This window comes from Nonomuraea sp. NPDC051298 (assembly GCF_055586305.1).
The window spans coordinates 135,562-147,803 of sequence record NZ_JBVJIM010000018.1 but is presented as its reverse complement, the minus strand read 5'-3'; the positions used below and the strand labels follow the sequence as shown (position 1 = coordinate 147,803).

Here is a 12,242-nt window from a genome sequence, read left to right as displayed (position 1 = left end):
CCTACTCTCCGACCAGTGTGTTGACCTTGATGACCTCGGTGCCCGCGGCACCGCGCACCCGGACGCCGATCTCCCAGGCGCCCGGCATGGTGAACAGCTCGCCGCGCGCCACGTAGCGCCCGGCGTTCTCGGGTCGCGCGGCGAGTTCGGCGGTCGTGTGCCCCATGTGGGGCATCACCCCGAACAGCGACACCTCCGCGGGCGCGGCCGGGTCGATCTCGACCCGCGCCTCCAGTGGGCCGGTGCTCGGGTCCAGGGCCACGACGACCGCGTAGTGCGCGCCCCTGCCCGGCAGCTCCACCGGCCCTGGGCCGCTCCCGCCGCGCAGCAGCCACCCGATTCCGGCCGCCAGCAGCAGGATGGGCAGGACGAGGTACGCCACCCGCCGCCTCATCGCGCGCTTCCCTCGGCCCCGACGTCGATGACCCGCGGCACGGTGACGATCTCGTAGTTCCTGGCGTACTGGATCCAGGCCAGGTAGCGGCCCGGCCGGGGGAAGCTGAAGGTGAACTCCAGCCGGGGCCCGTACCGCGCGACGGACTCGTCCGGCGTCCGCTCGGAGCCGGACGTCATCGAGCCGGACGTCATCGAGCCGGCCTCGTGGACGTGGCCGAGGTAGCCGCCGTCCCTGCTGCGGACGATGAGGTGCCCGGCCATGCCGAGCCACGGCTGCAGGCCGGTGACGCCGGTGTCGAGCGTGATGCGTACGGGGGTGCCGGCCACCGGCCGCGCGGGCTCGACGGCCAGGACGTCCGCGCTCCCGGCCGACGGCGTCCCCTCCTCCGCCGCGTCCTCTCCGTCCGCCGCGTCGCCTCCGTCCGCCGCGTCGCCGACGGTGAAGTCGCCGGTGACGAGTTGCCCGCCGGCGTCGGTCCGTTCGAACTCGGCGTACACCTGGTAGCGGCCCTCCGCCTGCGCGCGCAGCCGTAACTCGTACGTTCCCGGCGCCGTGCGCAGGGGGTGCACGTGACGGAAGTACGAGCCGTCCTGGCTGGTCACCACGACGTGCGACAGCGCGGCATGGTGCTCGACCAGGTCGTCCACCGGATGGCCGGTCGAGCCGTCGAACAGCCGCACGCGCAGCAGGAACTCCGACCCGCGGGCGGGCCGGCCGGGCTCCACCTCGACCAGCGGTTGCGCGTTCGGCCGCCCGAGTGGCGTCGCCTCCTGGGGCGGCGCGGGCGGCGCTCCCCTCGGCGGCGTCGGCGCGAACCACGGGGAGAGCACCCCGGCGGTGAACGCCACCACCGTCGCCACCACGAATCCGCCGGCGAAGCCCCCGGCGACGGCCCGCCTCGACAGCAGCGCGCCCGCCATGGCGCCGATCAGCGCCACCGCCGCGCAGGCGAAGGCCGCGTACACGACCACCTCCCACAGCGGCGTGCTCGACACCAGCACGGTGAGCGGCAGCACCGAGCGCTCCCCGCCGGCGCGGACCTCCAGTTCGTGCGGGCCTACCCGGTCCACCGACAGCATGGCCGGGTACATCCCGGACCGGCCCGGCTCGATCCGCACCGCGCCGGCCGCGGAGCCGCCGTCCTCCACGGACCTGATCGCGAGGTCCACCCGGCCGCCCCGGCCCGGCGTGTGCGCGACCACGTCCACCTGTAACGGGGCGGGGACCCGCACGCTGGCCCGCACCACGACGGTGAGCTCCATTCCGGCTATCGTCTGGGCGAACCGCGCGTCGGCCTCCCCGCTGCGCCCGTGCGCCGCGGCGGGCCCCGCCCAGGTGAGCAGCAGGGCCGGCAGCACGAGCAGGGCTGGGACAAGACGTTTGAGCACACGCCAGAGCGTAGGAACCGGGTCGTTCCCGCCACATCACGCGCGGGCACTGACCTGCCTAGTTCCGGAGAACTATCCGCTCTTATTAAAAGTTCAACATGTCCGACTTATTCTCTTTTGTCGCGATCTCTGTTCATGCCGCGTTCAACCCTTCCTTGGAAGCTCGTGGGTTGGCAGTCCCCAATCTCGAAGCAGCAGCATGAGAGGCATCACCGTGAGGAACAAGAAGGCCGAGGAGGCCGAGCAGTCCGGGCTTTCCCGGCGCCGCCTGGTCAAGTACGCCGGTGTGGGCGCGACGCTGGCCGCGGCCGCCCCCCTGGTGGGCGGCACCCCGGCGCAGGCCGAGGACGAGCGCAAGTTCGGCAACGGCGGCAACAACGGCCGGATGTGGCGCGCGGGCGACCACCACATCCACTCGGAGTACAGCGGCGAGTTCGACACCAAGACCAACCCGCCGACCTTCCACAAGGGCGCGGACGCGGTCTATCCGATCGTCACCAACGCGATCATGGCCAAGTTCTTCGGCCTGACCTGGGCGATGTGCACCGACCACGGTGGCCCGACGCACTCGAAGGTGAACCTGGAGCAGGCGTACCCCGACCTGCTGCGCTCGCGGGTGCTCGTGCCCGAGGTGCTGCAGTTCTGGGGCATGGAGTTCGACGCGCCGAAGCTCGACCACCACACCCTGATGATCCCGCACCACTCCGACGAGGCGCAGCAGTTGTTCGAGCTGGAAAGCCGCTTCGCCAAGCTGGACGCCTTCCCCACCGACCCGGGCCGCGACACCGAGGCCAAGATGGTGGAGTTCCTCAAGGCCGCCCGCGGCATGCAGCAGAAGCCGCTGGTGATCGCCCACCACGCGTCCCGGTCGGCGACCGGGCTGGGCGTGTGGGGACAGGACACTCCGCGTGAGTTCCGCAACGGCAACAACGCCGCCCCTGACGTGTACGTCGGCTTCGAAGGCGCCCCCGGCCACCAGGCGGGCCCGCTGATCGGCGGCGCGCGCGGCGGGTACGGCAACCACCCCACCTACGGCGGCTTCGACCAGATGACCGCCCGGGTCGGCGGCCTGTGGGACTCGCTGCTCGGCGAAGGACGGCACTGGTGGATCACCGCCACCTCCGACTCGCACGTGCACTGGACCCGCGGCGGCTCCGACTTCTGGCCCGGCGAGTACAGCAAGACCTACGTGGCGGCCCGCCAGGACTACGGCGACATCATGGACGCCCTGCGCAACGGCCGGATCTTCGTCACCACCGGTGACCTGATCACCGCCCTCGACGTCACCGCCAGCAACCAGGGCCGCCGCGCCACCGTGAGCGAGACGCTCGTGGTCAGCAACCGCAACCGCGGCGACGTCGAGGTGGAGATCCGCTTCCGCCCGCTGGACGGGGAGAACGCCAACGGCGACCGTCCCGAGGTGAAGCGCGTCGACCTGATCGTCGGCCAGGTCACCGGCGTGAGCGCGAACCTCGACGCCGACACCAACCCCACCACCAAGGTCGTGGCCCGTTTCGGCCCCAACGACTGGCGGCAGCAGGGCAAGGATCGCGTCATCCGCCACACCCTGCGCGACGTGGGCCAGGACAGCTACCTCCGGGTGCGCGGCACCAGCACCGACGAGATGGAGCCGCAGGCCGACGGCAAGGAGAGCCCGTGGGAGGACCTGTGGTTCTACTCCAACCCGGTCTTCATCCGCGTCCGCTAGACGACTCCAGGACCTGATCGGTCCACGAGGACGCGGTCGTGAAAGGCGCTGGTGATCGGCGAAACGCGTCGCCGGTCACCGGCGTCACCCGAGGACGCTCTCCGGGGCCGACTCGCGCGGTGCCCCGCAGCTACGCGGGACGATGCCGTCGATTACGGCGGATAGTACATGCGGATCCGTCGTCACGATTGCAGCGAACAGGCCAGACGCCGCCCCAACTTCTGTACTATTTCGGCCCAGGATCGGAGATTTACGAGGAGGCGTCGTAGTGGCAGTGCCGACGTGGGTGGGACGAGCAATGGTGGCCACGGCGCTGATCGTGGCCGCGTTGGTCTCCGATCCCGGTCCTGCTGTCGCCGATCCGTCACCGGCCAAGGCCAGAGCCAAGCTGGTGAAGCTGAACGAGCAGGCCGACCAACTGGTCGAGCGGTACAACCAGGCCACCGAAGCGTACAAGAAGGCCAAGAATCGGTACAACGAGCTGAACACCGAACTCGGTCGTAAGAACGCGGAGGCCGACGCCCTGCGCCAGGACCTCGTCGCGGTGGCTGTGCACAACTACCAGTACGGCCCGTCGATGGGCTGGCAGCGGTTACTCGCCCAGGGCAGCCCGGAGGCGGTCCTCGGCGGCATGGCCTCCCTCGAGCAGATCGCCCAGGACAGGGCGGCCAAGGTCAAGGCGTTCGAGGCGGCGACCAAGGAGCTTCGGGACCGGCGCGAAACGGCCAAGGGCGTCCTGAAGGAGACCGAAACCGCACGCACCAAGGCGCAGGACGAGAAGAAGAAGGTCGACAAGCTGGTCGATGAGCAGACCAAGCTCCTGCGCAGGCTCGGCGCCTTCCAGACGGGCGACCCCAACAGCCCCGGCATCCAGTACACCGGCCCGGCCTCGGGCAATGCCCGCTCGGCGCTCCAGTTCGCCTTCGCCCAGGTGGGCAAGCCCTACCGGTACGGCGGCACCGGGCCCGACTCCTACGACTGCTCCGGCTTCACCCAGGCCGCGTGGCGTACCGCAGGGGTGGAACTACCGCGTACGACGTGGACCCAGTGGTCCTGGGGTGCCAACCGGCGCATCCCCTTGGACGCGCTGCAGCCGGGCGACCTGCTCTTCAGCAAAGGACTGGGGCACATGGGCATGTACGCCGGCAACGGAAAGATGGTGCACGCCCCGCAGACCGGCGACGTCATCAAGGTGGTCTCGCTCGACGGCTACTGGCGCAACCGCCTGCTCGGCGCCATCCGCCCGTGACAGGCGCGACCGACGGCTATTGAGGGGAACGTCTGTTGAGTTTCGCCAGGTAGTCGTTGTAGGCCGTCAAGTCCGCATCGCCGTCACGCTCCGCGTGCCGATCCTCTCGACGCGCCTGACGGTGATCGCTGAAACCCCACTGCACCGCGATGGTGATGACCACGATCATCGTCGGTATCTCCCCGAAGGCCCAGGCCATTCCGCCCGCCACGTTCTGGTCCTGCAGCACCGAGGATCCCCACGTACGGCCGAGGCTGTCGTACCAGCCGGCGGCGACCGACTTGCCCATCATCATCATCGAGATGCCGAAGAACGCGTGGAACGGCATGGTCATCATCAGCGTGCCCAGCTTGGCGATGTACGGCAGTTTCCTGGGGCCGGGGTCGACGCCGATGATCACCCAGAAGAACAGCACTCCGGACAGCAGGAAGTGCGTGTTCATGAGGATGTGTCCCACGGGCTGACGCATCGCCGTCTCGAACAGGGAGGTGTAGTAGAGCGCGTACGAGCTGCTGATGAAGAGGATCATGGCCAGGGCCGGGTGTGAGACCACTTCGGCGAACCGGCTGTGCAGCACGGCGACGATCCACTCTCGCGGGCCGCGGTCACCCCGTCTGACGGCCGGTCTCAACACTCTCAGCGCCAGGGTCACGGGCGCGCCGAGCACCAGGAAGATCGGGACGAGCATGGCGAGCCCCAGGTGCTGGATCATGTGCATGCTGAACAGGACGGGGGCGTAGGTGGCGATGCCGCTCTGCGTGAACACCACGACGAGTGTCACGCCGAGGAGCCACGCGATGGTCCGGCGCACTGGCCACCTGTCGCCGCGACGGCGGAGCCGCCCGACCCCGGCCAGGTACGCCGCCGTCGCCGCGGTCGCCAGAATCGCGAAGAACAGATCCAGCCGCCACAGGGTCGCCAGCCGTCCCGCCGTCAGCTCCGGCGGCATCGCATAGCCGAGAAGGGCCCGGACCTGGTCGGTGACGAGGTCGTTCGGCGGCGGCGAGGTATGCGCCAGCGCCACCGCCAATCCCATGGTGGCCGCCATGATCACGACTTCGCCGACCGCCAGCCGGAGGAAGGCGCGCGGCTTGCCCGCCTCGAGCTCCCCCATGCTCCGGCGGCGGTGCCGCCATCCGAGGACGCCCAGTACGGTCAGGGCCACGGTCTTGGCGACGATGAGGAGACCGTACGAGGAGGAGAGCACCTGCCCGAACTCGGTGAGCCGGGCGGCGGCGCTCGCCACGCCGCTCACCCCGACGCCGACGAAACACCACAGCGCCAGCCGGGAGAACCTCTGGACGGCGATCCGCAGATCCGCGCCCTTGCGCAGGGCGTGCGCGGCGACGACCGCGAGGCCGCCGACCCAGAGGGCGAGCGCCACGAGGTGCAACCCGAGTCCGACGATCGCCATCGAGTGGTTGGGCGAGCTGGCCGAATGGCCGGTGAGCACCGGCGGCAGCAGGGCGAGCAGGCTGCCGCCCAGCAGCCACGCCGCGGCGCTGACGGTGACGACCCCCCTGGCGAAGAACGCGATCCCGGCGGCCAGCATGAGCACCGAGAGGAGCGCGCCGCCCTGCGGGATCGAGGTGGCGAAGCTGACCATGGCCTCGACGCTCAGAAGCCGCGCAACGGGAACGGCGAGAATGTCGGAGAGGGTGAAGGCGAAGGTGAAGGCGGTCGCGACGGCCCAGGCCGCAGCGGCCCATGACGCGCCGTCGACGTACCTTCTGGCCTCTGACGACAGCAGCCCCTTCCCAGACGGCAGCAAGATCGCGGCGACGAGCAGCAGCCCGACGGTGGCGGTCGCCGCCAGATCCGCTCCGAGCTTCGCGACGGGAAGTCCCCAGCGAGTGATGGCACCGGCATCGGGCAGGCCGACGATCACCGTGGTGACGGCCGCTCCTCCGGCGATCAGGCCGGCGGCGAGCGCGGCGAGCGCGGCGCCACCAGCCGCGAGCAGGAGGCGGATGGTTCGAGAGGGCATGGTTCCGTCCTTGAGGGCGAGAACGGTCAGATCGGGACGTGCTTCCGCTGTGTGCTGCCGCGTCCGTCCACGCCGGCACAACTTCTACATTATGTCGAATGTCGGCGGGCGCCCCCTCACCGGAGAGCCGGGGCCGCCACCGGCGGGAGCGCGCAGTACGCTGCATTCGACGCCACGTAGAAGTTCATGCCCACGGAAGGGTGCACGATATGTTCGAGATCGTGTCCGCGCTCGTTCCTCCGCTGGTGGTGGGTGGAGCGTTCATCGCGGGCGTCGTCCATCTGATGCGCTCCGAGGCACGGGCCAAGGCCGTCGAAGATCGAGTGGCCGACGAGCCCGGCACCCCTGCCGCCCCCTCGGGGAATCACCAGGAGGCTCAGGAATCCTGAGGCAGGCGCCTCAGAGAGAGACTCGGTCGCCGGGTGTCAGATGTTCCAGATGGTGACGCACAGCAGAGGCGCCACCAGCACCGCGGACGGGCCGCTGAGCAGCAGGGTGGCGGCCGCGTAGGCCGCGGCCGGCACCCATGGCGGACGCTCGTGCCGGCGAAGCAGGCGGCCGACCCGTTCGGCGACGGCGGCGTCCGCCAGGGCGAACGTACGCGCCCCGTCGTCGAAGCGCGGGGTGGCCATCCGAACGAGGGTCTGGGCGAGTACGAACTCGCCGTGGGTTCGGCGAGCGTGGTCGTCGGCGATCATCTCCAGCAGCAGGGGCACGGTCTCACGTGCCGCCCGGGCCGCGGGAAGCCAGGGGAACGCCTGGGCCAGCGCGATGAACGGCAGCAGCACCAGATCATGACGACCGCGGGCATGGGCGCGTTCGTGCCCGAGCACGGCCTCCAACTCGTGCGCGCTGAGTAGGTCGAGAGTGCCCTGGCTCAGCACGACGCGCCCCCGCCTGCCGGGCAGGCAGTAGGCGACCCTCTCGTGGCTCGGCAGCACGTACGCGTCGTGGACCGCGCTGTGATCGGCCACCACGTCGACGAGCAGACGTTGACGCCGTTGCCGGCGGACCGTCTTCACCGTGACCCCGGTGGTGTGGACCAGCAACCACACGATCAGCCCGACCGACCAGGCGAGGGCCGCGACGTGGAGGCCCCCCAGGCCGTCCAGCCCATGGCCGCTGACGAGTTGGCGGGCCAGGGTGTGCGCACCGTGCGGGAAGACGGCCGCCAGCGGTGCCACGGCCGCCACGAGACCGACTCCCACCGCGCCCAGGCCACCGGCCAGGCAGATGGCCTGCCAGAGCGCCAGGGCGGCCCGAGGGGAGCGGTGCGTCCACGGGGCCGCGGCAAGCCGTCGCGCGATCCGGCCGCCGAGCGCGATCGGCGCCAGCGCGATACCGGCTGCCACCAACCAGATGATCACGCCACCGTTCCGTTCCGTACGTTGAGCGCCTCGCGCAGGGCCTCGGCCATCTCGGGCGTCACCGTGCCCACGAAGTGCTGCGCGGTCGCTTCGAGATCTCCGGCCTCTTCGAGCGCGGCACGCATGATCTCGGCGACGAAGGCGTCTCTGCCCTCGGTCGCCTTGTAGAGGTGTGCCCGCCCCACTCTCTCGCGGGAGACCAGGCCCTTCTGCGACAGCCGGACCAAGACCGTCAGGACCGTCGTCACGGCCGGTTGAGACGACAGACCCTGCGCGATGTCCTGAGCGAACATCCCCTCAGGACGGCTCCAGAGAGCTTCCATGATCGACCGCTCCAGGTTGCCGAGCCGTACCATCTGCACCCTCCAAGCCTCTACACCCGTTAGAAGGCTACCGGCAGAAAGCGCGGACCGGCCGAGCGCGAACGGGCACGACCCGCGACGGCCGCGAACCCGAACTCCCGAAACAGCGGCACAGGGGAACGTATCCGGTCTGGCAGGGCCGATTCGCCGCCGCACGTACCGCATGCCTGCTTCTATGAACTCCAGAAGCAGGACAGCTCGCAGGCAGGAGGTAGTGATCATGCAGGAGCGGCGCGACACCATCGATCACGTGAAACGGGTCGGCCCAGGACGACTCCGCCGCCCGGCCGCGGCAGCACTCCTCCTCCTCGCCACGGCCTGCGCCTCCCCCGTCGCGCCACCCCGGCAGAGCGCGGAGCACCATGCGGCAACGCCTGCCCCGGTCGCCACCGCCGCCCCGGCGGCGAGCGTGGAGGAGTTGGCGTCGAAGGCCGCCTGCACGTCACTGAAGGTGCAGACCGACGCCGCCGAACTACGTCAGGCCGCGTGTCAGACGGCCGCGGGACGCTACACGATCGTCACCTTCGCCACCGAGAAGGGCAAGCGGGAGTGGCTGGACGCCGCCCAGATGTACGGCGGAACCTACCTCGTCGGCAGGCAATGGGCCGTGGTGGCGAGCATGGACCTCCTGCAGGCCCTGCAGCAGCGGGTGGGCGGAGACCTCGAGGCCGCCACCCACACGATGCCCGGCATGTAGGGCCGCGTCCAGACGACCTAGACCAGGGTGCTCCAGTAGTCCCAGAACCTGATCCCGATCATGGCCACGAGGGCGAGGAACCAGACCGTGAGCGGCACGCTGTGGTACGTGGCGAGCGTCCCGGCCAGGCGGCGCACGGCCGCCGAGGCGGGCAGATGCCTCCGGACCACGTTGTGCAGGGTGACGTACCAGAAGATGGGCACGGTCACCGCCCACACGACCATGCAGTACGGGCACAGCGCGCCGATGACGTACAGGCTCTGGAAGATCAGCCAGTGCACGAAGACCACGCCGCCGGTGACGCCGGCCTGCAGGCCCAGCCAGAACCAGCGCGGCAACGCCGCTCCGGCCAGGAGCACGGCTCCGACCGTGGTGACGATGGCGAACGAGGCGACACCCAGCAGCGGGTTGGGGAAGCCGAAGAGCTCCGCCTGCGCCGTACGCATGATCGAGCCGCAGGACAGCACCGGGTTGATGCTGCAACTGGGCACGTAGGACGGGTCCTCCAGCAGAGCGATCTTCTCGATCGTCAGCACGAAGGCCGCGATCAGCCCGATCCCACCGCCGACGAACAGCAGCCGTGCCAGCAGTCGCGGGAAGGGCCCGACCTCGGATGCGACCTCGGGCTCAGACTCGGCCTCAGGCTCGGGCTCGGGCTCGGGCTCGGCGGCATGGGCCGTGGCGGGGGTGACGCCCACGGGGGGCGCGGTGTCACTGGGCGAGCGCCGCATCGATGGCCGCCTTGAACTCGTCGGAGGAACGGGGTTCGATCTTCTTGCCGTTGAGGAAGAACGTCGGGGTTCCCTGCACGCCCAGCGCCTCGCCGTCGGCGGCGTCCTTCTTCACCCGCTCCAGCGTGGCCGGGTCCTCGTACGCCTTGTCCCAGGCGGCCAGGTCCAGGCCCAGTCCCTCGGCCAGCGTGCGGAAGAACGCGTCGGCGGGTACCTGCTTCTCGGCCCACTGGGTCTGGGTCTGGTACATCTGCTGGTACATCGCGTCGAACTTGCCCTGCTGCGCGGCGGCCTCCACGGCGCGGGCGGCCCGCTCGGCGTTGAAGTGGCTGCTGATCGGGAAGTAGCGGGCGACGAAGGTGACCTTCCCCGCGTAGTCCTTGCGGAGCTGTTCGACCGTGGGGAAGTACGCCTTGCACGCTTCGCATTCGAAGTCGAGGAACTCCACCAGCGTCACCTTGCCGTCCGCGGCCGTCTGCAGCCGGTGGCTGTCCTCACGGACCACCTGCGGCGCACCGGCCGACGCAGCGCCTTCGCCCGTCCTGCCCGCGCCTGAACCCAGGCTGCTGATCGCCAGCCACACGGCCGCCACCACGGCGAAAACCCCGATGACAGCGACTGACATGGTCACGTTCTTCCTGCGCGCGGAGCGTTGCCTTTCTTCCGCGCGCATGGCATCGACCTTGGCGCGCCTGGCTTCGGCCCGGTCCTGTTGCTGCGGCACGTGCGACTCCTCACCACCGACCAACTTTTCTACGGAGTGTAGAAGATAGTCGAAGTGACCGAGCACAGTCCGACCGAGCGGGCTCCCATTCATCGCTGTAGAGTGATGACAGCTTGAATTCGCGATCGATCGCCTCGGTCCTGTCGGGAGCCGGATCAAGTGCACGACCCGGCACCGGCCAGGCGCACAACGTTGCCGGACACCAGGAAGGAGACCCCCAGCGATGAAGGTCTCGACGTTACGGCTGCTGACCGACGTCCGCCGGGCCAAGGCGGGCGGCGAGCGGGCGATGGCCGCCCGGCAGCACACCCGCCTGGCCGAGCTGGTGGCCTGGGCCCGTGCGCGCTCGCCCTACTATCGGCGCCTGTACCAGGGCCTTCCGGCCGAAGGGGCCGATCTGGCCGAGCTGCCGGTCACCCGCAAGAGCGAGCTGATGGCCGCCTTCGACGACTGGGTCACCGACCCCGCCGTCACCCTCACCGCCGCCAGGGCGTTCGCCGACGACCCGCTGATCCGGATCACCGCCACCCGCCCTGCCCACGAGTGACCGAAAGGGACCCACCCCATGGCCAGCCGTCCGATGCCCGTCGCCGTACGGGCCGCCTACCAGGCCGAGATGCGCGCCGCCCGCGTCAGCACCGACCCGGAGACCCGCTGGCGGCACCTGGAGCGCGCCCACATCCTGTCGCAGCCCTGGCCCTGGCCGCACACGGCCAACCACCTGGCCATGCTCACCCTCGCCATCCGCCGGCGCGACCGCCGCGAGGCGCTCGGCCAAGCCCTCCGCATCATCGTGGCCGCGCCCGGTTCGGCGCTGGGCCGCTATCCCGAGGGCAACACCGGCCGCGCGACCGTGGGCCTCACCCGGCCGATGCCGATGCCCGCCGACCTGGCCGAGCTGCTGCGGGCCGCCTGACCCGGCCGGCTAACCTCCGGTGGACGGCGTCGCGGCCGTGGCCGGACGCGGCCAGGGGCGCCCGGTGAGGCGTTCGATGTCCTCGTTGAACTGCTGGAAGTCGGCGATGAAGCGCTCCAGGCGCTCGGGCGGCCAGTCGGTCAGCACCGTGGCCAGGCCGTTGACGACCTGGCGGCGGTCGGAGGTCAGGCGTCGGCTGCCCTCTGCCGTGATGCGGAACTTGCGGGCCACGCTGCCGTTCGGGTCGAGGGTGCGTTCGACCAGTCCGTCCCGCAGCAGGGCGGCGGTCTGCCGGTTGAAGGTGGACGCGGCCAGGCCGAAGGCGTCGACGAAATCCGCGATGGACATGGGGCCCTGCGCTTCGAGCCGGCTCAGCAGGACGTAGGCGCTGCGGTCCAGGCGCTCATCGCCGGGCCTGACCCGCAGCATGGCCTGCTCGCGTTGCCGCGTGAGAATCATCAGCTCCCACTCGAGGCGGGCGCTCGCCTGCTCGGCGTCCATAGGGGCGAACCTCCGATCGCGCATGTGTTCACCTGCACGATACGGCAGATTGCATGATGCTCAAGAGATGCATCATGCATTTTTTGTGCACTATGCTTACCATGTGCATAAGCGGATGCCACGCGCGGGACCTTCCTGGTCCCGACAATGAGCACCGCGCTGAACGTGCCGGAGCCCGGCCACATGTCGCCGTTCGTCGCGCTGGGCACCGACAC

The 12,242-nt window shown here is 70.1% G+C and carries 14 protein-coding genes; 6 read left to right on the top strand and 8 right to left on the bottom strand.

What is annotated here, in order from left to right; genetic code table 11:
• Position 1: 1 nt before the first annotated feature.
• Both ACZ6S0_RS38460 and ACZ6S0_RS38455 read right to left on the bottom strand, forming a co-directional pair.
• The gene (locus tag ACZ6S0_RS38460) at positions 2 to 394 is read right to left on the bottom strand and encodes a hypothetical protein (protein ID WP_465924256.1); all 393 of its coding nucleotides are present in this window, start codon (positions 392 to 394) and stop codon (positions 2 to 4) included.
• Positions 391 to 1,785, bottom strand: coding sequence for a hypothetical protein (locus tag ACZ6S0_RS38455; RefSeq protein ID WP_465924255.1), 1,395 nt, complete (start codon positions 1,783 to 1,785; stop codon positions 391 to 393). Before ACZ6S0_RS38455 ends, ACZ6S0_RS38460 begins: the two co-directional genes overlap by 4 nt.
• 199 nt (positions 1,786 to 1,984) lie before the next feature.
• Here ACZ6S0_RS38455 and ACZ6S0_RS38450 point away from each other — a divergent pair, with 199 nt between their 5' ends.
• Together ACZ6S0_RS38450 and ACZ6S0_RS38445 are read left to right on the top strand one after the other, a co-directional pair.
• On the top strand, positions 1,985 to 3,493 hold the full coding sequence (locus tag ACZ6S0_RS38450) for a CehA/McbA family metallohydrolase domain-containing protein (RefSeq protein WP_465924254.1): 1,509 nt from the start codon (positions 1,985 to 1,987) through the stop codon (positions 3,491 to 3,493).
• Between the two features lie 268 nt (positions 3,494 to 3,761).
• The gene (locus ACZ6S0_RS38445) at positions 3,762 to 4,742 is read left to right on the top strand and encodes a C40 family peptidase (protein ID WP_465924253.1); all 981 of its coding nucleotides are present in this window, start codon (positions 3,762 to 3,764) and stop codon (positions 4,740 to 4,742) included.
• Positions 4,743 to 4,758: 16 nt separating this feature from the next.
• On the opposite strand, the gene ACZ6S0_RS38440 is transcribed toward ACZ6S0_RS38445, so the two are convergent.
• Complete coding sequence (locus ACZ6S0_RS38440; protein WP_465924252.1) at positions 4,759 to 6,729, bottom strand: bifunctional copper resistance protein CopD/cytochrome c oxidase assembly protein; 1,971 nt, start codon at positions 6,727 to 6,729, stop codon at positions 4,759 to 4,761.
• A gap of 209 nt (positions 6,730 to 6,938) precedes the next feature.
• Between ACZ6S0_RS38440 and ACZ6S0_RS38435 the strand changes: the two genes are divergently transcribed.
• Complete coding sequence (locus ACZ6S0_RS38435) at positions 6,939 to 7,118, top strand: hypothetical protein (RefSeq protein WP_465924251.1); 180 nt, start codon at positions 6,939 to 6,941, stop codon at positions 7,116 to 7,118.
• 36 nt (positions 7,119 to 7,154) lie between these two features.
• On the opposite strand, the gene ACZ6S0_RS38430 is transcribed toward ACZ6S0_RS38435, so the two are convergent.
• Together ACZ6S0_RS38430 and ACZ6S0_RS38425 are read right to left on the bottom strand one after the other, a co-directional pair.
• Entirely contained in the window at positions 7,155 to 8,081 is a 927-nt protein-coding gene (locus tag ACZ6S0_RS38430; RefSeq protein WP_465924250.1) for a M56 family metallopeptidase, read from the bottom strand.
• 11 nt (positions 8,082 to 8,092) lie between these two features.
• Entirely contained in the window at positions 8,093 to 8,452 is a 360-nt protein-coding gene (locus tag ACZ6S0_RS38425; protein ID WP_465924288.1) for a BlaI/MecI/CopY family transcriptional regulator, read from the bottom strand.
• Positions 8,453 to 8,678: 226 nt separating this feature from the next.
• On the opposite strand from ACZ6S0_RS38425, the gene ACZ6S0_RS38420 reads away from it, so the two are divergent.
• Entirely contained in the window at positions 8,679 to 9,155 is a 477-nt protein-coding gene (locus tag ACZ6S0_RS38420; RefSeq protein WP_465924249.1) for a hypothetical protein, read from the top strand.
• Positions 9,156 to 9,172: 17 nt separating this feature from the next.
• Here the strand turns inward: ACZ6S0_RS38420 and ACZ6S0_RS38415 are convergent, their stop codons facing one another.
• Together ACZ6S0_RS38415 and ACZ6S0_RS38410 are read right to left on the bottom strand one after the other, a co-directional pair.
• On the bottom strand, positions 9,173 to 9,886 hold the full coding sequence (locus ACZ6S0_RS38415) for a vitamin K epoxide reductase family protein (RefSeq protein WP_465924248.1): 714 nt from the start codon (positions 9,884 to 9,886) through the stop codon (positions 9,173 to 9,175).
• Positions 9,867 to 10,610, bottom strand: a complete 744-nt coding sequence (locus tag ACZ6S0_RS38410) for a DsbA family protein (protein WP_465924247.1) — start codon at positions 10,608 to 10,610, stop codon at positions 9,867 to 9,869. Before ACZ6S0_RS38410 ends, ACZ6S0_RS38415 begins: the two co-directional genes overlap by 20 nt.
• Before the next feature lie 223 nt (positions 10,611 to 10,833).
• Between ACZ6S0_RS38410 and ACZ6S0_RS38405 the strand changes: the two genes are divergently transcribed.
• Both ACZ6S0_RS38405 and ACZ6S0_RS38400 read left to right on the top strand, forming a co-directional pair.
• Positions 10,834 to 11,157: a hypothetical protein gene (locus tag ACZ6S0_RS38405; protein WP_465924246.1), complete on the top strand. Its 324-nt coding sequence runs from the start codon at positions 10,834 to 10,836 to the stop codon at positions 11,155 to 11,157.
• Between the two features lie 18 nt (positions 11,158 to 11,175).
• Positions 11,176 to 11,526: a DUF3703 domain-containing protein gene (locus ACZ6S0_RS38400; protein WP_465924245.1), complete on the top strand. Its 351-nt coding sequence runs from the start codon at positions 11,176 to 11,178 to the stop codon at positions 11,524 to 11,526.
• A gap of 9 nt (positions 11,527 to 11,535) precedes the next feature.
• On the opposite strand, the gene ACZ6S0_RS38395 is transcribed toward ACZ6S0_RS38400, so the two are convergent.
• A complete protein-coding gene (locus ACZ6S0_RS38395) occupies positions 11,536 to 12,051 on the bottom strand; it encodes a MarR family winged helix-turn-helix transcriptional regulator (RefSeq protein WP_465924244.1) in 516 nt (171 codons plus the stop codon).
• Between the last annotated feature and the right edge of the window lie 191 nt (positions 12,052 to 12,242).